Origin of the sequence: Edaphobacter bradus (assembly GCF_025685645.1) — a bacterium.
GTDB classification, from domain to species: Bacteria; Acidobacteriota; Terriglobia; order Terriglobales; family Acidobacteriaceae; genus Edaphobacter; species Edaphobacter bradus.
Map to the genome: position 1 here is coordinate 447,382 of NZ_JAGSYF010000003.1, position 24,591 is coordinate 471,972.

At 56.5% G+C, this 24,591-nt stretch carries 14 protein-coding genes and 1 tRNA gene; 7 read left to right on the forward strand and 8 right to left on the reverse strand.

Annotation, left to right across the window (positions count from 1 at the left end; all coding sequences use genetic code 11):
• Positions 1-204 precede the first annotated feature (204 nt).
• From OHL16_RS14195 to OHL16_RS14210, 4 genes are all read right to left on the reverse strand, one after another.
• Positions 205-2,607 carry a glycoside hydrolase family 3 N-terminal domain-containing protein gene (locus OHL16_RS14195; protein ID WP_263367832.1) on the reverse strand — a complete coding sequence of 801 codons (2,403 nt, stop codon included), beginning with the start codon at positions 2,605-2,607 and terminating at the stop codon, positions 205-207.
• Positions 2,608-2,612: 5 nt separating this feature from the next.
• The gene (locus OHL16_RS14200; protein WP_263367833.1) at positions 2,613-3,662 is read right to left on the reverse strand and encodes a LacI family DNA-binding transcriptional regulator; all 1,050 of its coding nucleotides are present in this window, start codon (positions 3,660-3,662) and stop codon (positions 2,613-2,615) included.
• A 22-nt stretch (positions 3,663-3,684) separates the two neighbouring features.
• A complete protein-coding gene (locus OHL16_RS14205; protein WP_263367834.1) occupies positions 3,685-5,877 on the reverse strand; it encodes a glucoamylase family protein in 2,193 nt (730 codons plus the stop codon).
• A 363-nt stretch (positions 5,878-6,240) separates the two neighbouring features.
• Positions 6,241-9,816, reverse strand: coding sequence for a TonB-dependent receptor (locus OHL16_RS14210; protein WP_263367835.1), 3,576 nt, complete (start codon positions 9,814-9,816; stop codon positions 6,241-6,243).
• A 333-nt stretch (positions 9,817-10,149) separates the two neighbouring features.
• Here OHL16_RS14210 and OHL16_RS14215 point away from each other — a divergent pair, with 333 nt between their 5' ends.
• The 6 genes from OHL16_RS14215 to OHL16_RS14240 all read left to right on the forward strand — a co-directional run bounded on the left by OHL16_RS14215 (position 10,150) and on the right by OHL16_RS14240 (position 20,625).
• Positions 10,150-11,928 (forward strand): family 43 glycosylhydrolase, encoded by a 1,779-nt coding sequence (locus OHL16_RS14215; RefSeq protein WP_263367836.1) that lies wholly within the window; start codon positions 10,150-10,152, stop codon positions 11,926-11,928.
• A 459-nt stretch (positions 11,929-12,387) separates the two neighbouring features.
• Complete coding sequence (locus OHL16_RS14220) at positions 12,388-12,837, forward strand: hypothetical protein (protein WP_263367837.1); 450 nt, start codon at positions 12,388-12,390, stop codon at positions 12,835-12,837.
• A 393-nt stretch (positions 12,838-13,230) separates the two neighbouring features.
• The gene (locus OHL16_RS14225) at positions 13,231-13,989 is read left to right on the forward strand and encodes a hypothetical protein (RefSeq protein ID WP_263367838.1); all 759 of its coding nucleotides are present in this window, start codon (positions 13,231-13,233) and stop codon (positions 13,987-13,989) included.
• A 1,084-nt stretch (positions 13,990-15,073) separates the two neighbouring features.
• Positions 15,074-17,224 (forward strand): DUF1800 family protein, encoded by a 2,151-nt coding sequence (locus OHL16_RS14230; protein WP_263367839.1) that lies wholly within the window; start codon positions 15,074-15,076, stop codon positions 17,222-17,224.
• A 14-nt stretch (positions 17,225-17,238) separates the two neighbouring features.
• A complete protein-coding gene (locus tag OHL16_RS14235) occupies positions 17,239-18,570 on the forward strand; it encodes a DUF1501 domain-containing protein (RefSeq protein WP_263367840.1) in 1,332 nt (443 codons plus the stop codon).
• Positions 18,571-19,161: 591 nt separating this feature from the next.
• Positions 19,162-20,625 (forward strand): sigma-54-dependent transcriptional regulator, encoded by a 1,464-nt coding sequence (locus OHL16_RS14240; RefSeq protein ID WP_263367841.1) that lies wholly within the window; start codon positions 19,162-19,164, stop codon positions 20,623-20,625.
• 713 nt (positions 20,626-21,338) lie between these two features.
• On the opposite strand, the gene OHL16_RS14245 is transcribed toward OHL16_RS14240, so the two are convergent.
• The 3 genes from OHL16_RS14245 to OHL16_RS14255 form a co-directional block, all read right to left on the reverse strand.
• The gene (locus tag OHL16_RS14245) at positions 21,339-21,464 is read right to left on the reverse strand and encodes a hypothetical protein (RefSeq protein ID WP_263367842.1); all 126 of its coding nucleotides are present in this window, start codon (positions 21,462-21,464) and stop codon (positions 21,339-21,341) included.
• On the reverse strand, positions 21,445-21,657 hold the full coding sequence (locus OHL16_RS14250; RefSeq protein WP_263367843.1) for a hypothetical protein: 213 nt from the start codon (positions 21,655-21,657) through the stop codon (positions 21,445-21,447). The genes OHL16_RS14245 and OHL16_RS14250 overlap by 20 nt, the downstream gene beginning before the upstream one ends.
• 687 nt (positions 21,658-22,344) lie before the next feature.
• Positions 22,345-22,437: transfer RNA gene (locus tag OHL16_RS14255), tRNA-Ser, on the reverse strand.
• Between the two features lie 106 nt (positions 22,438-22,543).
• Here OHL16_RS14255 and OHL16_RS14260 point away from each other — a divergent pair.
• A complete protein-coding gene (locus OHL16_RS14260) occupies positions 22,544-23,884 on the forward strand; it encodes an APC family permease (protein WP_263367844.1) in 1,341 nt (446 codons plus the stop codon).
• Positions 23,885-23,927: 43 nt separating this feature from the next.
• Here the strand turns inward: OHL16_RS14260 and OHL16_RS14265 are convergent, their stop codons facing one another.
• On the reverse strand, positions 23,928-24,485 hold the full coding sequence (locus OHL16_RS14265; RefSeq protein ID WP_263367845.1) for an inorganic diphosphatase: 558 nt from the start codon (positions 24,483-24,485) through the stop codon (positions 23,928-23,930).
• Positions 24,486-24,591 lie beyond the last annotated feature (106 nt).

A 24,591-nucleotide genomic window follows, 5' to 3' on the forward strand; every position in this document is an offset into this window, starting at 1 on the left:
CCAGAAGAGGCCCCTGTATTCTACTGAATACAGAGGCTTTACTTCACAGTGCCCCACTTGGGGGGGCTAAATATAACAGGGGCAATAATTTTTCCTTTCGCATTCTGTCGGAGGTCGATAAGAACTCGCGGCTGGCTACCGCCGGGGATGAGGCGAAACTCGCCAACTTCGGCGCGTGGCCGCCGCATACTTCTTCCATTAGCATCACGGCGTCACGCGGAACCCAGCATTCTCCGTCGCCAGCGAATCGCCGCCGATCCACACGGTGTACTGCGTCGCTTCCATCTTCGCGTTTCGCTCGGTGTCGTAAAACGATAGCTCCTCAAACCCCAGAGGAAACTCAACCTTCCGTGATTCCCCGGGCTGCAGCGCCACGCGTGCGAATCCCTGCAGGCTACGCAGCGGCTGCTCCAGGCTCGCACCTCGGTTGCCGACGTAACACTGCACGACCTCCGTCCCCGCGCGCTTCCCGGTGTTGGTCACTGTGGCAGTGGCCAACACGAGAGGCGCGCTTCCCGGCTTCGCATCCCGGAGCGGAATCTCCGCGCGCGACACGGTCAGATGCGAGTAGGCAAACGTTGTGTACGACAGGCCAAAGCCAAAGGGGAACAGCGCAGCATTCGGAGCGTCGATATACCGCGAGATGAAGCGCGTTCCGCCGACCGGCGGCACCGTCAGGTCCGCCCGCAGCGGCGGCCGCCCCGTAGGAAACTGGTTGTAATACAGTGGCTCCTGCCCCTCAGTGACCGGGAAGCTCATCGGCAGCTTCCCGCTCGGAGCCGTTATGCCGAACAGGACATTCGTTATCGCGTGTCCGCCTTCGGTGCCGGGAAACCATGCCTCTAGGATGGACGGCACATGTGCAGCCGCCCACGTAAGCACCAGTGGCCTGCCGGAAAACACTACTAGGACTACCGGCTTGCCCACGCCCACTACGCGCTCCAGCAACTGCTCTTGGTTCCCTGGTAAATCCAAGTGAGTGCGCGAGCCAGCTTCACCGCTCATCGCGCTGGACTCGCCGAGTGCCATCACCACGACATTGGCTGCGCGTGCAGCTGCCTCCGCCTCCGCAAAGCCCGCGTCGGACGTCCCCGAAATTTCTGCGCCGCGGACCGCGACCACGGATCCGCCCTTCGCCTTCGCAAACTCTTCGAGAGCACTCCGCAGTGTCACAACGTCAGCAGACCGGTGCGCTCCTCCCCACGCCCCTTGCATCTCATTGGCGTTATCGGCGAGCGGTCCGATCAGCGCCAGCTTTACACCCGGCTTCAGCGGCAGCGCCGGATCTCCGCCAAGCCCTTCGTTCTTCAGCAGCACCAACGATTCCTCTGCTGCCTCGCGCACCAGTGGCCGGTGCTCCGGGACCGCCGCCGTCACCTCCGGCGCCGAAGGGTACGGATTCTCGAACAAGCCGAGCGCAAACTTTACGCGCAGGACACGCCGGACCGCTTCATCAATCACACTCTGCGGCACTCTGCCCGAACGTAGCAGCCCCGGCAGTTCCGCATCGTAGAAGTGCGACATCATGTCTACTTCTACACCGGCCTTCAGCGCCTTTTCGGTTGCATCCGACGCGGTTAGCGCGATCCCGTGGTGTAGCAGTTCCATCACTGCCGTATAGTCGCTCACCACGAATCCGTTGAAGCCCCACTCCTTCCGCAGAATCGTATCTAGCAGGTAAGGATTGGCCGTGGCGGGCACACCGTTCAGCGCATTGAATGCGCTCATCATCGTCGCTGCCCCGGCTTCGACCGCAGCCTTGTACGGTGGCAGGTACACCTGCCGCAGCCGGCTGTCGCTCATGTCTGTCGTGTTGTATTCCCGACCCGCCTCCGCCGCTCCATACGCTGCATAATGCTTTACGGAAGCCGCAACGCTGTCGGGCAGTCTCAGGCTGGTGCCTTGGTATCCGCGAATGTACGCTCTCGCCATTGCCGCGCCAAGGTAGGCATCTTCGCCGGCGCCTTCAGTCGAGCGTCCCCACCGTGCATCGCGCGAAATATCCACCATCGGCGAGTAAAACCAGCGGATACCTGCCGTCGTCGCTTCCTGCGCCGCCATCCGCGATAGCTTCGTCACCATCTCCGGGTCGAAGGTCGCCGCTAGTCCTAGCGGCACCGGATAAACCGTGCGATAACCATGAATTACATCTGCTCCAAACAGAAGTGGAATGTGCAACCGGCTCTTGTCGACCGCCGCATGCTGAAATGCCGCAGTCCGCGCTGCGCCGGTGACATTCAGCATCGACCCCAGCTTCCCCGCCGCCGCAAGCTCCATCGAGTTGACGCGATAGTGGGCCTCCGGATTGGCCGCTAACGCGCTGTCCTCCTTGGCCGCAGACGGAGCAACAAATCCGTCGCCGTTGTACTGAACGAGTTGCCCCAGCTTTTCGTCAAGCGTCATCTGGCGCAGCAGCGCTTCCACCTTTCGCTCGATCTCCGGCGAGGCCAACTCCTGGTTCGCCGATGCTACAGTCTGCGCAACAGCCGAGGTTAAGGCCATCGTTCCAGCAGTCAGTACACAACAAACCGTCCATAACCGAATCGCAGTCCACGCGAAGTACTGGTTCGTGGAAGCCTTCGCGCTCGTCTGTTCAACGACAACCATCAGCCTTATCCTCTCGTCTCGTGAAATAGAATGGGTTCCTGCGCACGTGCGGTCTGTAACACCGAGGCCGTGGAGTTGCGCTGCACGAACGAGGGCAGCACGCGAATCGGGTTCTGAAGGGTCCCGGCAGATTCTCCCTGGAGCAACTGCAGAAGCGTCATTGCTGCCACGCGCCCCATTTCCTGTAGTGGCTGGCGCACCGTCGTGAGCGCCGGCGCGTTGGTCGCCGCGCTCGCAATGTCATCGAAGCCAACCACCGAAACCTGCCGCGGCACACTCAGGTTCGCATCGCGCAACGCCTGGATCGCTCCAATCGCCGAGACGTCGTTGAACGCAAAGATCGCTGTGAACTGTACCTGGCGCCCCAGCAGCTTCACCGTCGCTGCGCGTCCCGGCTCCGAGCCGATGCCCGTGCCTTCCAGTTCGACCACCAGCTTCGGATGCAGCGTGATTCCAAGCTTCCGAGCCACCCGCTGAATAGCCTGCCAGCGGCTTTGGGTGTCCGAGCTGAACCGCTGTCCTTTGATGATGGCAATTTCGCGGTGCCCCAGGCTGCGCAGATGTTCCAGCGCATAGTGCGCTGCCAGCGTATGGTCCAGTTCAATATTGACTACCGATTTGTGCCGCAGGTGCCCAGATACCGACACCACTGGAATCGGCAGGTCTTCTTCCAGCGGCGTGTCCACCGCGATGATGCCCTCTACTGCACGAGACAGCAGCAGCCGCGGATACTTGCGCAGCAACTCCGGCCGGTGGCGGTGGCTCACCACAAAGTAAAAATACCCGGCAATCAGAAGCGCATCTTCGATTCCGCTCAGCACCGTCGTCGAGTAGCCGTCGCTGATCTCAGGAACAATTACGCTCACCGTCTGGCTGTGCTTGTTGCGCAACCCGCGCGCCAGCGCGTTCGGCGTGTAGTTCAGCTCATCCGCTGCCGCCAGCACGCGCTGCTGCGTCTCTGGCGAGATACGCCGCGAACCGGGCGATTGGTTCACCACGCGCGATACCGTCGTCTGCGAAAGGCCGAGATGAGCCGCAAGTTCTTTGAGGCTCACACGACTGTTCGAAGTTTGCGGCTTACCTTTTTCCCGGCCCTTCCGCATAGCTGTCCTTCGTTCCGACCTGCGTCGTACCATAGTACTTCTGTTGCGGTTCCGGATCAGGCTGCAGGCCGATCGCTTTCTGCATCGCGCGTATCTCCGGGTTGCTCATAAAGCTGTGCCAGATAAGTCCCGTGCGCCCGTTCTCGATCATCACCACTTGCGGTCCCTGATTCAGCGCCAGTTCCGTCGGCGCGTACCAGTCTTGGGTCTGGTTGAATGCGTTGCGGAACCCGTACACGTCCCACACCTGCGCACCCAGATCACGATAGAAGTGCTTGATGGCGAGCAGTGATTCCTGCGGCGTGTACACATACGCGCCAGCTGCCGCCGTAGGAGCAATTGTGCCATCATCCTCCACGGAGCCGCGATACTCGCGATACCCTATCGGCCCGGTAACCGCCGAGTAGCCCCACGTGTCGGCGCCATAGCCTTCAAAGTGCTTTGGGTTTTCGATCGCATGCTTCTGCTGGACCAGCGACTCGTTGCGATTGTTCACAAAGTAGTTCGCGTACTTGTCGCGCACATTCCGAGGGTCATACCCCATGAACGAGTAGTGTGTGAAGAAGAGCGGCCCTGCCGATCCCGGAGAATAATTCATCGCCACCGGAATTCCGTCGATGACCTGCCCTTTGCCGAACACATGCGACGGGTTCCCTTCCGCTGCAAATCCTGTGGAGTAGAAGCTTGCAGGCACCGGGTGGGTCGGCGAAGCGATCGCAAGCATATACGTGATCATCGTTTCGTTCCAGCCCTCGAGCCGGTGCGCAATATGGAATCCGTACGTTGGTGAACTGTGCCAGTAGAGTGCATCTTTCGAATCCGAGGTGTACCAGTCCCACTCCACCCCCTTCCACAACTCCGTGATCTGGTCGCGCAGCCGCCGTTCTGCCGGATCGTCGTGCGTGAAGTATCCGCGCACTGCGAGCAGCCCCTGCATCAGGAACGAGGTCTCCACCAGGTCGCCTCCGTCGTCGTACACACCGAACACCGGCAATACCTTACCAGTCATTCCGTTCAGATAATGCGGCCATACGCCATGAAAGCGGTCAGCCTTCGCCAGGAAGTCTGTAATGTGCAGTAACCGTTGCACGATTTGAGTCCGCGGCACAAACCCGCGGTCCGCCGCCACAATCATCGACATCAACCCGAACCCGCTGCCACCGATCGCGACAATGTCATCGCCACCTGGTATGGACTCCCGCGCCAGCCCGCTATGCGGTTCCGCGCCGTCCCAGTAGTACTGGAACGAAGCTTGCTGCACCATAGAGAGTAGTTCGTCGTCGTTCATCGGGTGCGTCGACGCTTCAGCCACACCGGACGTCGGCGACTCCCTCAGTGCCGACGTGCGTGCCGTCACCTTATACCTCGCCGAGAAGTGCGGATCGCCTACGAAGTCCTCATAGCGGTGCACGCCTGGACGCTGCACACCGATCATGCGGAATGGGCCGCCCCTCATCGAGCGGTAAATTACATACTGCGCGACCGAGGGGCTCTCCACTGGTGTCCACGTCAGTTCGACATGCCGCTCAAAACCCTGAGCCCGCAGATTTTTCGGCGCCGCCGGCGCTGGCGCGCGCTGGACCGCCTTATTCTCAATAAACACATCGTCCAGCAGCAGCGTATGCTCGACGCCATCGGTCTCGCCCTGCGAGAAGATAAGCGTGTTTACGTGCCGCACTTCAAACGGACGCACCGACATCGAATGGAAGTTCGCAAGCGGTACCCGGACGCGCGTCCACTTGCCCGCCGGCAAGTCCTGCGCAAACTTTCTCAGAGGCAGCCGATTGGTAAATGCATTGGTGCTGTCGCGAAGCGTGAGCTGGGGCAGCGCAGTTGCTGGCAGCGCCTTCGCTGAATACAGCCACAGGTAAAGGCTGTCGCCCGTGAAATTGATGTAGCGGTTTGGCCACTGCATCAGCCGCAGTTCCACGTCCCATCCGCCGCCCGGCTTCGACTGCCAGTGCAGACGCAGCGAGTTTGGTCCGCTCACAAAGCTGGACGTGTCAATTGGCAGCTTCTTGTTGATTAGCTCCAGCGCGCTCGGCGCATTCACTTTGCCCGCGGTGTAGAAATATGACGCAGTAGAAACGCTATTCTCGAAGACCACCGTCTGATACCAGAGGTCCTGGGCCATCACTCGCGGAGACCCGCCGAGAGTTGCCAACATCACCAAGGCTACAAAAGACACAAGAAGCTTCAATGAACGTTCGTGGCAGAGCATCATTACCTCTAGGGGTTGATTGTTAGCAGGTACAGCGCATTGGGCCCCAGCGCTAGAAACAGATTTCGGTCCGTCAAGTGTATGGTGCTCCGCGAGTGCCAGCGCGGTCGCGCGATTCATCTGCTCGACCTGCGCCGCCGTCGGACTCACCGGGCTTCCAATTGACTTGAGGATCGGCATCACATTGCTGTGCGTCTCATCCACGCGCTGGGTAACATGGCTCAACCTTCCGTTGCGATGCAATTGAAAGCGAGGAGCGAATGCGCGACTCTACATCCTCCCCTCCCGACTCAGTTTGGATGCGGCTTCCTAGAACGAGAACCGCGCCTGCATATCGACGATTCGCCCGCCCAGCGCGCCGGTCGCCTGTCCGAAGTTCACGTTGGCAGTCGTCCCGGTCCCGATCGAGGTCGAGATACCGTTCAGGTTCGTCTGGTTGAAGAGGTTGAACGCGTCAACGCGGAACTCGAAGATCGCTCTCTCGCCCATCACTGGCGTGTTCGGCAGGTGGAAGCCCTTCGTGATGCTCGCGTCCACTGCGCTATAGCGCGGTCCATCGAACGAGTTGCGCGACACGCCCGGAGCCGTTGGTAGCGGTGCGGTCGCTGGGAAGGCCGCCGCGCCAACCACTGTCGGCAGCGTGAAGTAAGTGAATGACCCGTTGGCGAAATTCTTGTTGCGCGCCGCCGAGTTTCCGGCCATAGGCCCGGACTCGAACGCAGCATTGCTCAGGTCATGTCCGCCTGTTCCGTGGTAGGCCACTGGCCGCAGCGTGTTCTGTCCGCTGTTGCCATAGAAGAGGTTAACGCCGGAGTTCCACGTAGGTGTCCACGGGAAGCCCGTGTGCCAGTTGTAAATTCCCGTCACCGTCCAGCCATCCGCCACCGAGTGCAGCACCGCGTTGTGGAAGAAGTTCGGCTGCCACATCCCGAACACCTTGAGCGCATTGCCCACGTTGTAGTCCGAGCGGCCATATGAGTACGCCAACTGGTACGGATATGCATCCTGGTAGTACGGCTGCGATCCGTTGTCCATGCTCTTGCTCCAGGTGTACTGCGCCTCTACTTGGTAGCTGCGCGAGAAGTTATGCTTCACTGTCGCCAGCATCGCGTGGTAGTTCGCGTTGCCCTTGTTGCCGTAGTAGCCCACCCGCGTCACCTGCGGATTCAGCGGAATGCCCGCCGCCGCTGCGATCACGTTCATGTCCTGCTGCAGGATCAGGTGATGGCTCACGCTTCCCTGGTAGCCTAGTGTGGCCACAAACTTGTGGGTCAGGTCATACTGCGTGTCCAGCGAGTAGTGGTACGTCTGGATCGTCTTTACGTTCGCATCGAACGCTGTGACGTTCACCAGAGTCGCAGCGTTGGTGGGTAGGCCACTCGCGTTGAAACCGGTGATGGCGCTCGGGTTCGATGCGTAGCCAAAGACTGAATGAAGGTCGCTCGGCAGTACGTACTGAATCGCCGCCCCATTGCTGGTGGTTCCCGAAGCCGCTTTGCAGCAGAACGTCGTGTTCACGATGTTGCCCGGATTGCCGTTACCGTTTGCGGTGATCGCCAGCTCGTTCTGGTTGTAGTTCAGCCCGAACCCGCCGCGGACCACGATCTTCTGTGCGAACGCCGCCGGGGTCCAGGCAAAGCCGAACTGCGGCCCCAAGTTGCCCTTCTGCGACGTGTACATGTTTCCGCCCTTGCGCACGCTCAGCCCGGTTAGCATCGCCGATCCCTGGCCTAGCACCACCGTCCGCAGGTTCTGGCCCTTGTCGTAGAAGGGGCCGAAGTAGTCCCAGCGCAAACCGAGGTTCAGCGTCAGCGTCGGCGTCACCTTCCAGTCGTCCTGCACAAATACGCCCCAGAAGTTGTTGCGGTTGTCCTGCCGGTTCGCCGAAGGTGTACCTGTGCTCGGACTGAACGTGCCGTTCTCCTGGTATGGAGCATCGTTAAGGAAGTTCCACAAGTTGGCGAACTTGAACGTCGGTCGCGCGCCGCTGATGTTCTGATTCAGGTAGTAAAGACGTGTTAAGCTCCCACCCATCTTCAGCGAGTGCGCTCCCTTCACCTTGGTCACAATGTCCTGGTACCCATATGTCCACTGGTCGAAAACGCTTGGGTTGGGCGCGCCGAAGTAGTTGGGCGTAACGTTGGGGAAGATACCACGCTGATCGCCAAAGGTCGCCTGTGCCAGCCCGAAGCCTGCCTGCGGGTTGGAAGCGATCTCGTTCCACCGCCACCCGGCCGCATTCGCGCGTGCCTCGTTCAGCAACGACGGCGAGAAGACCCGATTCCACAACCCCGTGAAGGCATCGTTGACCTGGTTGTGGTTCCAGAGATTCGCGGCTCGAACCGGCCCGTTATAACTCACTGTCTGCAGAGGCACCCAGTAGATGATGAAGCTCAGGCGGTCTTTCTTGGTTGCCTGCGCATCCATGCGCCCATAGTATTGCGTCGCCGTGCGCGTGTTCGGCGAGGACAGCGCGTAGTTTGCGAGGTCTGCCACACCGTCCAGTCCGCTGCCATAACCTGGCTGGGACGCTGCCGTTGCCGAGCGCGAAGGATCATACGATCCCAGCGGCGTCTTTAGCGGCGACCCCAGGTCAAGACCCTGGCCTGGGATCAGGTGGCAGTAGGGCCCTTCCGTCAGCCCGAGCGTCGTGCAGTCAAACGACCCCAGCCCCAGGATGCTCGCGCCTTCTCCCGTATAAGTCAGGTACTTCGACGCGTTGCTGTTGGCCGAAGCCATCTTCAAAAACGCAGGCGTCTCATACCACCCTGTCGTGTAATTCACCGTGCGCAGGCGCAGTGTTTCATACGCAAAGGAAGCAAAAAGCTTGTCGCGCAACACTGGGCCGCTCACGCTGCCACCGTACTGGTTGAAGCGTCCCGAATCGCGGTTCAGCCCGCGCTGTTGCGGTGTCTTAAGAGTGCCGTCTGGATTGTAGCTTCCCGGTCCAACGGAGTTCGGACCATTCCAGCGCTGATACGCATTCAGTCCCGGCCGCTCAGCCTTGAAAAACAGACTGCCATGGAAGCGGTTGCTGCCACTCTTCGAGATGATCTGGATCTGGGCTCCCGTGAAGCGGCCAACCTCCGCGTCGTACGCGTTCGCCGTCACCTTTACGCTATCCACCGACTCTTCCGTCGGCGTCACTACCGTCGTTCCGCCCCACGTCACACTCGACGCGCTGATGCCGTCGATGGTAACGCCATTGGTATTGGTCTGGTTTCCATTTGCAATTACCTGCGGGCCGTTTTCAGTCTTGAACACTCCGTCCGTAGCGCCAGCGCTACCTTGGTTCGTGCCCGGCAGGCTACGCGTTCCGCCGCTCGCCCCCTGGCCTCCGTCGCCGAACACGCCCGGTGCTAATTGCGCCAACTGCGTCACATCACGGCCAAACGACGGCATATGCTCAATCTGATTCGTCGTCACCGTCCCGCTGATCGACGCTGTCTCCGTATCCAGCGCGGGCACCGCACCCGACGCCACATCGACGCTCACCGTTGCACTTTCGATGCCCAGTTGCACATTAATTGCGTTGGCTTGCTCGGGAATGATCTGCAGGTCCTCGAAGACCTTCTCCCTGAACCCGGGAGCCACCGCCGTTAGCTTGAAACGGCTCGGTGGAAGCGCGTTGAAGTCATAGGTGCCGTTGGCCCCGCTCTTGGCAACCAGCGTCCGGTTGGTCGCGGTGTCCGTCAGCGTCAACGTTGCTTCCTTCACAGCCGCACCCTGGGGGTCCGTCACTATACCATGAAGCGACCCGCGGAACTGCGCAGCAGCAGGAATCACACTCCCGGCGCCCAGGACCAGGAAAACGACACTGAACAGAACATTCCACACAAACCGGGAAGCACGCACACCTTCGCTAAGACGTGAATAGCCTTGCATCAAGCCTCTCCTTGCACAAACGATTGCGCTGATTCGGAGACAAGATGTAGCACTGGCAATTTAAGACTGTCAAGTTTTTCTTAGTACGCGCTTTCCCGGGATCTCTTTCGCTAAAAATCTTTAGCGCAACCGATTGCGCGCAACTAGTCCGACTGTGTAGTATCTTTCCGCGCGGACCACTAAGATTGGCCCGTTCAAACTCAGCTTCAAGCCGCGGAAACGCGCTGCATCGCCGCGGTGCTCCATTCGTCTTGCGATATTTCTAAGATCGCCGTGCCAACCTATTGCTTGGCGCCGGTTAAGCTCCATAGTGTTGATGAGAAAGATCCAAAAATGAAGATTCTGATTGCAACTCCCCTGCTCCTGATATCGACTCTGGGCTTTGCTCGGGGGCAGAACGGCGGTCCGTCGCTAAAAGGAACGCACAGGACTTCGCAAACCAAAACGAGTCCGAATCGAGCGACAACGTTCTGCAATCCATTGAATTTGGATTACACCTATAAGATCACTGAATCTGACCAAGATATATCGTATCGGTCCGGTGCCGACCCGGCCGTTGTCAATTTTCGTGGCAACTACTACATGTTCGTCACCCGCGCGCTGGGCTACTGGTATTCGAACGACCTTACGCAGTGGCATTTCATCAAGCCGCAGCGCTGGTATTTTCAAGGCTCCAACGCGCCCGCCGCTCACAACTACCGGGATCAGTTGCTCTACGTCACGGGCGATCCGTCGGGAACCATGAGCCTGCTTTATACCGACGATCCACAGAAAGGCGACTGGCAGGCAGTCCCGGCCCTGCTCCGGAATTTGCAGGATCCGGATTTTTTCATGGATGACGATGGCCGGGCATTCATGTTCTGGGGATCATCCAACCGGTTCCCGATTCGGGGTTATGAGCTCGATCCGAACCACCGTTTTCTTCCGAAGACCGGCCCCATTGAATTGTTCAATCGCGACGAAGCGCGGCACGGGTGGGAGCGTTTTGGAGAGAATCATGATGATCCCAAGTTGAGCGGATTCATCGAAGGGGCCTGGCTCACGAAGCACGAAGGGAAGTACTACATGCAATATGCCGCGCCCGGAACGGAATGGAACACCTACGGCGACGGGGTGTATGTCGCCAGTTCGCCATTAGGGCCCTACACGTACGCGCCCAACAGTCCGATGTCGTACAAGCCGGGCGGGTTCATCAATGGCGCGGGCCATGGAAGCACGGTTGTCGGTCCGGGAGGGCAACACTGGCATTTCGCAACCATGACCATCGCCGTGAACTATAAGTATGAACGACGGATCGGTATGTTCCCGACATTTTTCGATTCGGACGGAGTGATGTATGCCGATACTGCATTCGGCGACTATCCGCACTACGCTCCAAGTGTGACGGGGAAGAAAGGCGCATTCAGGGGCTGGATGCTGCTTTCCTACAAAAAGCCAGTGACGGCTTCATCGCATTTGGAGGACTACACCCCGGATCGCGTGACGGACGAAAACGTCAAGACGTTCTGGGTTGCGCAGGACAACGCGGCAGGACAGTGGCTGGAGATCGACCTGGAAACACCCGCGACCATTCGGGCATTTCAGATCAATTACCACGACTATAAGTCGGATCTCTATGGCCGGCCAAAGGGCCTTTACCAGCAATACATTGTCGAATCGTCCCTGGATGGCGAGAGGTGGACGACTCTCCGGGACCGAAGCTACGATAAGTTCGATACGCCGAACGACTACGTCGAATTACCGCATGCGGTGCATGGGCGCTACATTCGTTTCAGAAACCTGCACGTTTCCACCCCCAATCTGGCGATTTCCGACTTTCGCGTCTTTGGCAACGTCGGTGGCAACCTGCCAGCCGCCGTAACCGCCGTGAAAGTCGCGCGCGAACAGGATCGGCGAAATGCCCGTATCACCTGGGATGCCCAGCCTGAGAGCCAGGGCTACAACGTCCGGTGGGGCATCGCTCCTGACAAGCTCTATTCGTCGTGGATGGTTTACGGCCAAAACTCGCTTTCGATTCGGTCCCTGAACATGGATCGACGTTACTACTTTGCCGTCGAGGCCTTCGATGTGCACGGCGTTGGGACTCAGTCCGCGATCATCGAGGCGCACTAGCGGCAGGTGAAGTGGTCGCCCGCCGTCTCGTTGGATTGCTCGGCAAACTTGCGAATCCTTCTGCTGCGGGTGAGACAATACGCGCGGGCGCGCGAGCATGAGGTGACGATCGTAGACAGGTTGGTTTATTAGTTGATTCCTCGCGGACGGACGGATGACATTGGCAGATGGGCTGCGCACTGTCGGAGGCTTCAGCGATCAAGAGTTGGAGCAATAGCGAAGAAGGAACCAAGGGGCGTGCTTGCTGTCCGGCCGGATGTGTCGCCGTACGCCGCGTCATCAATCCCCGATGATGCTTTCATAATTCCCGAAAACGACAGTTGATCCACGACGCAAGGAATCCTTGAAGATAAGGAGATTTCTGCTAAAAGGGAAGGTGCCGAGGGGGACTCAAAATCCGCCGATTCCATGCTATTGTCGTTCCTGGATCTTAGGCAGGAGGAGTCAGGACGTTCTCCGGTGTCCTTTGAGGTGTCCCAATCTGGTTATCCCCAGCCTCCCGGACTGGTAATCGGAGGAATTGACTCGCGCACATTGGGCATAGGTACCAACCACGCTTGGATCGACAACCTCGCTCTTACCGATCCGGCCTTTACCGCGTTGAATCTCGGCATCGCCGGTTCAATGGCGCACCGTGATGAGCAATTCCATTACGAATTGCTCGGTTCGACGGCTTCCAACCCTCATTCCACAGGAACCTCCACTCAGATAATCACCCTGCCAAGCTGCATCGGATATTCCTTACAACGCCAGATCGCCAATCTGGGAAGCGCGGCCGCGACGATAGCCCCTGCCAATGGCGAGGCGATCAACGGGAATGCCGCCGTCTCTCCAGGATCAACAGGGGTCTTCTCCCCCACGCCAGGCCCACTCAACACCGGCGGATGCAGCTGGACGAGATTGCCCTGAGCAGGGCCTCATTCAAGAGGTAAGTCGTATCGATGCCAATCTCTTCCAGAGTTGGTTGTGCGTTGTCCGACCGTTCACCTGAAGTTAGTTCCTCCTTCTATTGGAAAGTTCCGTATTTCCATTTTGGAACACTCTCATGGTTCACCCTTGGGTTGTGTGTTCTAAATCGGCACAGGGAGGATACTCTGAAACCGTTTCATTGTTCCAATTTGGGCTTTGCGTTTCTCGATCGGCATCGGGAGGAATATGTCTGCCACGGTTATCCAGAGTTTCTCTCAACGGAGAGAGGCCTTCTACAGTTCCGGCGTTCTAACAGCAAATAGATTCATCCGAAAAATGAGGGGAGGGGCTCAATCGCTCCTAGTGCAATGCACAGATAGTCAATATGTCATTGTGAAGATGGTTGGAAATCCGCAGGGGCCAAACGTATTGGCGAATGAGTTGATCGGCGGTCTTGTGTCGCGTGCAGCCGGTCTCCCCGTACCGCAGGGCAGCCCTGTTTATTTGTCAGATGAATTTATCGATCAAAATCCTGGCCTATGGTTCGAAACTCCGGAGGGCACACGCCGTCCGGAAGCTGGGCTTCATTTCGGCAGTCTATTTGTCGGAAAATCAGATGGCATGTATCGCCCAACAGATTACATAAGCCGTTCCAGGGTGTCGTCAATTCAGAATCGTACCGCATTTCTGGGAATGTACGTCTTGGACGTGTGGGCCAATCATCAGGACAGCCGACAGGCAATTCTGATCGCCAATCCCGATGGACATGGATCCGAGGTCTGCTTCATCGACCATGGTCATATGTTTGCTGGCTCTCACTGGAAGTTTTCAGACCGTCCAGGTCTTGCGTGTCATCCTGAACGCTCCGTATACTCCAACCTATGGCAACCTTCCCTAGTGGATGGCTGGATTTCCCATTTCGAAAACGTCCTACCGGATGCTCTGTCTCAAGCTGTCTCGCTGCTTCCCGGACAATGGTACAAAGGGGACATCAATCACCTGTGTGACGCTTTGATGAATCGACTTGCTAATCTCACTAAGCTAATTGAGGCAGATAGAGTTGGGTTTAATCAATGGACGCAACGGGGTACGGCGAATGGCACTCTGCGAATACCACATACTGGAATACACATGCTCGGAGCTGCAGTCTGAAGGGAAGCCGTTTGCAATTGTCCTATATTTGGATGGAGGTAAGCCGCGCCCGCTTACGGGATACGTCTTGAAAAACTGGGAGAGTGTGTTACCTGGCGCCGCTCCCTTCGAAATCCTGTCGATTAGGGAATTCTTAGAAGATCTTCGACATTACAGCAAAGAGAGCGAGGAATCATCAAGAACGTTCTTTGTGAGATTGCATACCTTGAGTGTTGGGCCTGTTCGAGCATTTGTTTCAGGGGCTTGCACGCTTGAGGACTTAGATACTATCTGTCCCATGTTGTTTGGGGTGGACGACTGCGGTCGCTTTTGGCGGGAGCGTTTTGATCCAATAAAGCCTCCGTCTATAGCATAATGTTTATTTTCTAGACGTTTAATTAATGATTGACTCATTTCAGGGCTTCCTAAGCCCAAGCGCAACATCAGCCCTGTTGCTGCAACGCTGACTGGCGTATCCAATGCAGCTCTCGGCTGGCCTGAACCACACACACGAGCCATCGTTGATTCACAACCTGCCTTTTGGCTTTCTGTCTTTGGGAGGCATTGAGTCTTTCGCCACGCCAGATCCTATCTACTCGGTCCTGACCTATATGCCAGTCTGCTCGCCGCAACAGAGCAGCGATGAGCGCTAGCCATCGCGACCATCGGTCTAGCCACGCCTGCTACTCATCCTGCCCAGGCATGGATGAAACCGCCTCTAACGCGAAGTCGGTGCACTCTCTGCCAATTATCCGCCAATTCTCGCTGTGCCCACAGGTAAACCAATATCGGTCATCTGTCGATAGTGACCGTAGGTGAGCCAGATATGCAGAAATTCCGCCCCCTTATTCGGACTACAAGTATCAAATTCGTCATCGCAATAGACAGTGTGCTAGCAGGGCTGCTCCTATCAACATTGCTTCTAGCTGGCTGTGGAACTGGTCTATCTACGCTACCAAGCTCTTCGACGGGAGGCTCAAATAGCTCCTCCGGAAGTAGCCCCTCACCGTCCGGGGGCAATTCTTCGCCGTCTGGCACCACTCCAGTTCCTTCCGTTATTGTGGTGCAGCCGACAAGCAGCTCCGTCTTAACAAACGGGATAGATATGTTCACCGCAATGCACAATGGTCAGCCGGTTCATGGAGGCCAATGGAATGTCTTGGGAGGGACAAATAATGGTTCCATCGATGCCAATGGCACCTTTCATGCGCCGGCCTCAGTGCCGAATCCGAATATCGTCTCGGTTGCGTTTACCACAGATAGCCAAACCTTTACTGGAACCGTTTCAATCGACAACCCGGTACCTACCATTACTTCCATCTCGCCAAGCTCACTTACCAAACTCACAACATCCATCCAGATAACTGGGTCGGGCTTTGTTCCTGATTCATTGGTCACGGCTAATTCTATCTCTGTCCCGACAACCTTTATCGATAGCACCCATCTGTCAGTAGTCATTACGCTGCCGAATCCTACCAGCACAACACTACAGATCGGAGTGTCAAATCCAGATTCCGGGGGGACAGGCGGCACTATCGCTTTGCAGGCACTCTTTCCGACAATAAACATTCAGCCTGCCACTTTGTCCGGAGGCCCCGTGACTCTATCAATAAGTGGGTCTAATTTTTCCGCAGGAGACGTCGTGTTCCTCGGCGGCAAGCCACTAATAACAACACTCAATTCATCAACGCTGATAACAGCAACCGGTTATCTCGCTCCATGGACGCAGGGAAATGTCATGGTGGAGATTACATCCGGCGATGGTGTTACGCCGATCGCAAATCAATCAGTGCCCATTGCGCCAACGGCAGTGACTTACGATGCGGCAGCTCGTTTCACGACGCAGGCGGCATTTGGACCAAATCCGACGCTAGTAGAGCATGTTCAGAAAATAGGCTTCGATGCATTCATCACTGAACAATTCCAGCTGGCACCGGTGTCTTTCATCTCAGATGCGCCTCACACGTATATTAGTGCCGCCACCAGCTCTGCTAATCAAGGCAATTCCTTACTTAGGCAGCGAGTTGCTTTAGCCCTTCAATCATTTATCGTGCCCCAGGGGCAAGCCGTTGATTCGTCAAGCACCTTCTTCGAAGACAAGCTAGAGGCTGATGCATCCGCCAATTTTAGGCAACTGTTAGATGACATATCTTTAGATTTAAACATTGCACATCTATTGAATCTTGCTGGCAATAACGCATCAACAGACCCTCTATATCAGCCAAATCAAAATTTTGCTCGTGAGCTGATGCAGCTCTTTTCAATAGGCCCATTCCTGCTCAACGATGATGGGACCTTACAACTAGACGCCAAAAAGAATCCCATTCCAACTTATGATCAAAACACTGTCATCGATATGACGCGTGCTCTGACCGGCTGGAATTATCCCAATCCTGTAAACCCGCAATATACTGCCTGGGGAGAAGACTTCTCGCAGCCACTAGTGGGCATTGACTCCAATCATGACCATGGCGCCAAGTTACTTTTCGGATCGGTAATTCTGCCTGCAGGTCAATCCATCGATGCGGATAGAGCTGCTGTCCTGAACGCAATTTTCAATCACCCTAATCTTCCCCCTTTTATTTCTCATCTATTAATTCAGCATCTGGTCAAAAGTAATCCGAGCCCTGCTTATATCCAGAGAATCTCTAGCGCTTTCGAGGATGACGGTAGAGGAACGCGAGGGAACATGGCGGCGGTTGTACGTGCAATACTTCTTGATCCCGAAGCAAGAAGCGGGGATGCGACGCCTTCCCCCAGCGATGGTTTTCTGCAAGAGCCTGTTCTATTCGAGCTCTTCGCAATGAATATTATGCAAAGCTACGGAACTGACGACCAGCCGAACTATGTCCCCAAATCTCTTGGCGAAACTTTGTGGAATGCTCCGACCGTCTTCGGGTTCATGAGTCCTTCCTATTCTATTCCAGGAACATCCATCAATAGTCCTGAGTTCGGGTTGTTCAACAACATAAGCGCACTTCAGAGAAGTGATGTCTTGTGGGGAATGGTAACAGGTCAACTTGGAGGATTTAGCTCAAGCTATACCCAAACGTCGTGGCTATTCACCCACTTCACCACTGTGCCTGATATGGTGGAAGCTCTTAATCATCTTGCATACCACGGTCAGATGCCGCAACAGTTGAAAACGAATATTATCAACTACTGTTCTCAACTAAATCGGTTTGACATTGATCTTCAACTCGAATCGGCACTTTTCCTGGCTCTAAATGCAGATTCATACAATGTGGCCCACTGAGGAGAGAGATAAGTATGATGATGTCCCGTCGTAAGTTTGCCAAACTTGCTGCGCAGGCTGGATTTGCAGCTGTGAGCGCACCTCTGTGGATGCATGAGACTAGTAAGCATGCGTTTGCTCAGCTATCCAATTCATATAAAGCTATTGTGGTAATCACACTGGTGGGCGGCAATGATGGCAATAATATGCTCATTCCTCTCGACAGTGTTGAGTATCAGCAATACGCCTCTCTGAGGCCGCCACTTGCTCTCTCTCGATCGACTTGTAATGTGTTGTCGTCAAGCTCATCCGGGTCTACGTTTGGACTTCATCCGGCACTGAGAAATGTGGCGTCACTTTATAACAGTGGTAAAGCACTCGTCGTTGCGAATGTGGGCCCACTAGCGCGGCCGGCTACGAAAGCTCAGCTATTGCAAGATACGTCGCTAATTCCAGAGGCTCTGTTGTCACATCCTGCGGCAACTGCTCAGTGGGAAAGCGCCTCCACAGTGGCCCTTCCTTCAACGGGGTGGGGAGGACGCATTGCAGATCTCATCGTTTCACAATCTGGCTCCTTGCCACCTGTGCTGAATGCCGGACCAGCAAGCATATTTACCGTTGGAAATGCTGTTCAGGGGATTGTTGTCCAAGGAGGACGCACGACGACAGCGTTTCCCGCAGGAATGATCCCAACAATTCTCGGTATCGCAGAAAACGATAGTCAATCCTCAAATTTGATTGTGGCTGAAGCCGCTAAGCTAAGGAGCCTTGCGATGAATCAGCAAGCATTGCTGACGCAGGCGCAGAGTGCTGGCTCTACTCTCAAAACACAATTCCCCAATACGGCATTCGGCGTGGCCCTCCAAACGATTGCCTCAACCATTTGTGGGAGGTCTGTCATCGGTGCGTCCCGGCAGATATTTTATTGTCAACAAGGAAACTATGATACTCATGCAAACCAACTTGGGACCCACAACATGATGCTTAGTGACCTGGACTCTTCACTAGAGGCTTTCATTCAAGCATTGGGGGAGATGGGATTGGCGGACCAAGTGCTAATTTGTACGCATTCTGATTTTAACCGCACAATGGTGTCAAACGGGTCAGCTGGTTCGGACCACGCTTGGGCGAATCATCAGTTAGTTATAGGGGGAGGAATTCGCGGAGGTCGCATCATTGGCAATTATCCGGATCTGGATATTAACGGCAGCTTAGATTTAAACGGCTATGGAACCTGGTTGCCGACACTCTCGGCGACTCAGATGACTGCTGGAATCGGTGCATGGATGGGACTGTCGAGTCCGCAACTGGCAACAGTTTTTCCTGATCTGGGTAATTTTCCTGATGGAGCAATAGGTCTGATTTGATCAGGGAAAGTACAAAGGCGGCTTCATAAATGCTTGAGCATGGTGCGTAGCCGTTTGAGTCACACGACAGTGCTGTCTGATGCGACAAGGCTTGTTGCGCGAGTTGGTGCGAGGGTGCTGGCGTTTGTTCAAGATCAAGGGCCAAGACTTCCGGGCGACGGAATTAAGGCATTCGTCGCAAATCAATGGGCGGCTGAACGGAGCTGTAGTGCATTTTCCATCACGCATATCTGGCGGTAAGTCCCAGTTGTATCCTTTGCGCCGGAACGCCGCCCGCTACCATCCAGGATGATTCGATTCGTCCGCGTAGGGTACCAACCTCTTGACCGTCGCCCTCCTGGTCGGGTCTTCGAGTGTCGGATGGTGAGCACGACACCCTCGCGGGTGATGCGCACGTCTTCCCTGTCCAGGCCAACCAACTCCGATCGACGCAGAGCGTTCTCAATCGTTGAAACATCGATTCGAGTCTGGGCGATGCATTTTGTGACAGGGCGGCGATTCACTGGAGAACCGGCAAAGTTTGGCACGAAAATTTGCTCGGAGCGCCGAACTAGGGGTATCATGAAGATTATTTTCAACTAGAGTATTGACGTGTTGATACATCCCGATTCTCTGCATCTTCCTTCAAAAGACCTCTCAAGAGTTCGCTTTCCCCCGCTTTATATTGTGCTCCTTGAGCAGGACGATCATTACCGAAAGATCTTCGAAAAGATAGCTAGCGGGCTGAGATTCATCGTCTCTAGCGCCAAAGACGCCGTGGCGGCTCGTGCCCTTTTCAAAAGGCAAACAGTAAACATATTGCTCGTTGATCCGTCTTGTCGAGCGGATCATGGGTATCCGTTTATTGAAGAAGTAAAGCATTTGCACCCCGACACCGAGATCGTCGCTGTGGCCCCTGAAGGCAGTTCTATGAATATGATGGACGCCATGCAACTGGGAGCAATCGACTATTTGATCAAGCCAATTGATCCCAAACATCTGGCTGCTGTCTTGGAGCGGACCCGCCAGCAACTTCATGCTGCAGTGAGTAGCAGAAGATTACGAGAGCGGCTTCGCTCACGGAGAGACAGGGGAATGTTGGTTGGCCAATCGCGGCCACTACAGAGCATCCGCCAATTTGTTTCGAGTGTAGCCAATTCGACCCATCCCGTCCTGATTTTGGGGGAAATGGGATCGGGTAAGAAACTGGTGGCTCAATCGATACACCTCAATAGCGATCGGGCTTCGAAGTCTTTTATCAGAATTGAATGCAACTCTCTGTCGCCGGCACTCCATGGCAGCGAGCTTTTTGGGCATGAGAAACTGGCCTTTCGCGAGGCTGATTCGGCTCAGAGCGGTTTGTTGGCCGCCGCCGAGAGCGGTACAGTGCTGCTCGATGAGATTACGGACCTTTCTGTCGAGATGCAATCGGCTCTGTTGCAAGCCTTGCGGCGGAAGATGGTCAGCCCGATCGGGTCAAGCCAATCGCGCCCAATATCGGTACGAGTTCTTGCTACAACATCCCGAGACATAAGGCTAATGGTCGACCGGGGACGTTTTCGAAAGGATCTCTTTTCCTTCTTAAATGTCTCCAGCTTGAGAATCACCCCGCTGAGAGAGCGAACCGAAGATATCCCCGAGACCGTGCAATACATTCTTGATCGAATTTCGCGTGGAGCGACTTCGCCGCATTTGGTCTCTCATGAAGTCCTCACGGCTATGACCCAGTACAATTGGCCCGGAAACGTTAGGGAGCTTGAGGATGTTCTTGAGTATGCATGTTCTCGTTGCTCCAACGGGTCGCTGAGTCTCCGGGATCTTCCTTTGCAGTTTCAGGAGCCGGGTAGCCGAGCGCATGCCGACTCCCAGTCTTATTTGGACAAGCAACGTCTTCCTCGTTCAGAAGACGTTGGTCCCTCCATTGCCGAGGCGGAAAAACGGGCGATTGTTTCAGCGTTGAAATACACTCACGGCGACAAAAACGAGGCTGCGCACAGGCTCGGTATTGGGAGAACGACTCTCTATCGGAAGCTCAGGGAATACGGATTGGACGAGGAGAAGGATGACCAGCGCTGAAACGAGTGGGAACGCCAGAATATTTTGGAAGCCTATAACTTGGGCGCTCAGCCCGAGGAACATTCGCCGACAGGACCTTCTCCTCGAATTTAAGGGTATTACATCGTCATCGGCAAAGAGCACAAGATCTCCGGTCACGACGAAGACGTCGCGGCCATTACGAGACTCCGGCGTCAGGACAAGTTTATTGACGCGCTTGAATATCTCCTGCTTGGCCCTCTTGGGATCTCCCAGGAACACCTCGACCAATTGCTCCGCGCGCCGAGACAGGAATTCCTTGATCTGTTCCCGGGAAACCGATGGACGATTCGGGACCTGAAAACCCTCTCTGACCATTCTCTGATCGGAGTGAGCGTCGCGATTTCGCTGCTGAATTCGGGGGCTATTGCACCGCTTCAGCAGCGGGGACGGGGACTGTCTCATCCTAACCCATGGGGCAGGAGCAAACTGGGACGCTCCACTTCTCGTAGCATTCGCGGATGCATTTTGCATCGCTGGGTTCACAATCCTCCGTTGCAATCTCCCGTTCCGCCAGGAGCGACCCCATGGTCCACCACCACGCACCAGCGCCGACCGTGATCAAAAGGGACTTCGAGCGGCAATTGCTTCTAATGTAGACGAGAGATCTCGGCCGTGTGTTCCTCGGCGGTCATTCCTATGGAGGAAGGCAGGCATCGATGCTGGCTTCTGCTGAACCTGGCCTTATTGACCGGCTACTGCTGCTCTCGTACTGGAACGGACCGTTCCTCCTTATCCTTAATCCTGAAGCCCATCTCCGGCTTCGACCGGACGGAGATCACCTTGCCCTTGAAGTCGACGTTACCCCACGTGCAGTACATGACCTCCTGTTCCCGGAAACCGGTGCCCAGGAAGAACGAACAGAATGCGCTCTTCCGGATTCGCGGCGGCAAACAACGATGCCAGCTCATCGCCGTCGTACGCCTCGACTTCCTTCTCGTCATATTTAGGTTTGTCTGCTGCCCTGAGCAGGCCAACGATGCCGTGCGCCTTCAGCAGTGTACCGATGCGCATGATGTGGTTATAGATAGAACGGTCACCCAGGCCCTTTTCCTGGAGAAAAAGACATATGCTCGAGCAGGTCCTCGCGGGCGACGTCCTTGATGGCCTTCCCGGGGAACCTCGACTCGAAGAGGTTCAGCATGTGTTCACACGCAGCTATGGGTTTGGGAGACCGGAATCCCCTATCTCCTCTAAGTAAGACTTGGTGGCATTTTTCAGAGAGATCGACGAAAGAGGGTCTGGTTTGGACGTGGTGCGGTCCGAAGCAATTGGCGCTTTCGGGCTTGTAACTGGCGTCGGAGTTGGGCGTCCCAAGGCAATCGACTGAAGGTCGTGTTCCGTATTGCGCAGGGCGGTGATCGCTGCATCCGGATCCTGGCCTACCTGCTGCCAGACACGGCTTGCCGCCACGAAGGAAGCGGAGATAGTAGGTACTTTCAGAGTGGTGTTCGGGCTGTCCCTCGACCAGGGCGTAGCTTGCCCGCAGAGTGCGATTCTTGTTCCAGACGGGATCCAGGAAGGCGTCACGTCCGTCGGGGAGACGAACTCGGATGTAAAGGCGAACCTTGGGCTTTCTCACTGCTCAGCTCCTCTAGGGGTAATACCAAGAAGGAGCGAGTGACACCGCCTATCTTTTTCGACCGTGGGGAAAACTGTCACAGTCAAGGTCAATGATGATTCGAAAGGATTTAGGAGGTCTGGCGGAGAGTGGGGGATTCGAACCCCCGATAGAGCTTTTGACCCTATAACGGTTTAGCAAACCGCCGCCTTCAGCCACTCGGCCAACTCTCCGTCCTGTTTTTCTGCGGCTCTCGTGATTATAACTTGGGGAGGGGCGATGTGGCCTGGCCGCCTCGATTTTAATCCCTCTAGCGCAGAGGAGAGAGGTGGAGGCAGGTTGGCGAGAGGCTCGGGCACTGCAACGAAGATGCGGCTTCTCCCCCTGATTGCAGCGACCTACTTCATGGTCTCCGGCGGCCCGTACGGGCTGGAAGACATCATCGGCAAAGCGGGCTACGGCCGCGCCCTCCTCATTCTTATGCTCGTGCCTCTGCTCTGGAGCCTGCCGACGAGCCTCATGGTCGGCGAGTTGGCCTCAGCGATACCCTGCGAGGGAGGCTTTTACCAATGGGTCCGACGGGCCATGGGACCGTTCTGGGGATTTCAGGAGGCATGGCTCAGCCTCGCCTCCAGCATCTTCGACATGGCGATCTACCCGACGACCTTTGTGCTCTACCTCTCGCATATCGCTCCCGTCCTCACTCAGGGCTCGCGCGGACTCCTCCTCAAGCTCGCGATCGTCGCCATCTCCGCCACATGGAACCTGCGCGGAGCAGTCGCCGTAGGGCGTGGCTCGCAGCGCATGATGGCCGTCTCGCTCTCGCCGTTCGTCGTTCTCATCGCGCTCGCTCTCTGGCATGGCCTTCGTCACGGCATCGCTCCTTCGTCGGGCGGACCTCCCGCGCAGGTTGATCTCGCAGGAGCCATCCTGGTCGCACTCTGGAACTACATGGGCTGGGACAACGCCTCCACCATCGCGCAGGAGGTCGAAGACCCACAGCGGAACTATCCCCGCGCCATGCTCAGTTCCGCGACGGTCGTCATGTTCGTCTACACGCTACCTCTGGCTGCAGTGTGGCTGGCGGGAATCCCTTCGGTCCGCTTCTCGACAGGAGCATGGGTGGATGCTGGGATGCGGTTGGGCGGCTCCTTGCTTGCGCTCACCGTCGTACTGGCGGGCTCGCTCGATGGCCTAGGCACCTTCAACGCGCTTACGCTCTCCTTGACCCGCCTTCCCTACGCGATGGCCGAGGACGGCCTTCTACCTCGCATTCTGACATTGCGATGGGCGAATGGGGTACCGTGGGTCAGCGTACTTGCCTGCTCACTAGGGTGGGCGCTCGCGCTGAGCTTCACCTTCGAGCGGCTCATCGCGATCGACCTCGTCCTCTACGGCGCCGCGCTCATGCTTGAGTTCGTGGCGCTGGTTGCGCTGCGCCTCCGGGAGCCCGCGATGCCTCGTCCCTATCGCGTTCCCGGAGGAATTGGAGCCACAATCGCCATCGGAATCGGCCCAGCACTCCTGATCGTATTTGCTCTCTGGGCAGCGCGCGACGAGAGAGTCGCCGGCCTCCCGGCCCTGGCCTTCGCGACGATGGTAGCGCTGGCCGGGCCCCTGGTCTATCTTCTGATGACCAGCGTCGCTCGCAGGCGGCAGCAAAAAGACAAAGGCCGCTGACGGCAGGAGCCATCAACGGCCTGTTGCTCTTTGAAACCCGAAATTACTTCTGCGCGCCAGCCAGGGCAGGCAACTTCGCCTTGTTGTCGATGAAGCGCTGCTGCGCCTCGAGCACTTTGTTCCGGGCAAAGGACGCGTCGCGCCACCCCTTTACCTCGACCCGCTTGCCTTCCAGGTCCTTGTAGATCGAGAAGAAGTGCGTGATCTCACGCAGCATATGCGGGTAGATCTCGGAGAAGTTCCAGACGTCCTTGTACCGCGGGTTGCCTTTGCCGACACAAAGAATCTTCTCGTCGCCCAAACCCTGATCCAACATATCAAGGAGACCTATGGGGCGCACTTCCATTACGCAGCCAGGAAAGCTCGGCGCATCGACGAGCACCAGCACATCGAGCGGGTCGCCGTCGTCGCCCAGCGTGCTCGGGATGAAGCCGTAGTCTCCCGGATAGTGCACCGGCGAGTAGAGGTTGCGGTCCAGACGAAATACGTGCAGTTCCTTGTCGTATTCGTACTTGTTGATGCCCTCATGGGGAATCTCGATGACCGCGTTGATCACCTCGGGTGACTCTGGGCCCACGGGTAACTCAAGATAGTTCAGCATAACGTTGGGTTCTCTTTTCGCTTCCTGATGGTTATGGAGCTTGCAGGGGTTTGGACCTTCCCTCGTTCAGGCCACTCAGTTGCCTTGGCAGATGCTCCCGGGCCTG

What these genes read in the sequence shown, in the direction of transcription:
- OHL16_RS14215 (WP_263367836.1), top strand. Translation starts at nt 10,150, where the DNA reads ATGAAGATTCTGATTGCAACTCCCCTGCTCCTGATATCGACTCTGGGC.
- OHL16_RS14205 (WP_263367834.1), bottom strand. Translation starts at nt 5,877, where the DNA reads ATGTTGGCAACTCTCGGCGGGTCTCCGCGAGTGATGGCCCAGGACCTC.
- OHL16_RS14245 (WP_263367842.1), bottom strand. Translation starts at nt 21,464, where the DNA reads ATGTACTGCACGTGGGGTAACGTCGACTTCAAGGGCAAGGTGATCTCC.
- OHL16_RS14230 (WP_263367839.1), top strand. Translation starts at nt 15,074, where the DNA reads ATGTTCACCGCAATGCACAATGGTCAGCCGGTTCATGGAGGCCAATGG.
- OHL16_RS14195 (WP_263367832.1), bottom strand. Translation starts at nt 2,607, where the DNA reads ATGGTTGTCGTTGAACAGACGAGCGCGAAGGCTTCCACGAACCAGTAC.
- OHL16_RS14235 (WP_263367840.1), top strand. Translation starts at nt 17,239, where the DNA reads ATGATGATGTCCCGTCGTAAGTTTGCCAAACTTGCTGCGCAGGCTGGA.
- OHL16_RS14265 (WP_263367845.1), bottom strand. Translation starts at nt 24,485, where the DNA reads ATGCTGAACTATCTTGAGTTACCCGTGGGCCCAGAGTCACCCGAGGTG.
- OHL16_RS14210 (WP_263367835.1), bottom strand. Translation starts at nt 9,816, where the DNA reads ATGCAAGGCTATTCACGTCTTAGCGAAGGTGTGCGTGCTTCCCGGTTT.
- OHL16_RS14250 (WP_263367843.1), bottom strand. Translation starts at nt 21,657, where the DNA reads ATGCGCATCGGTACACTGCTGAAGGCGCACGGCATCGTTGGCCTGCTC.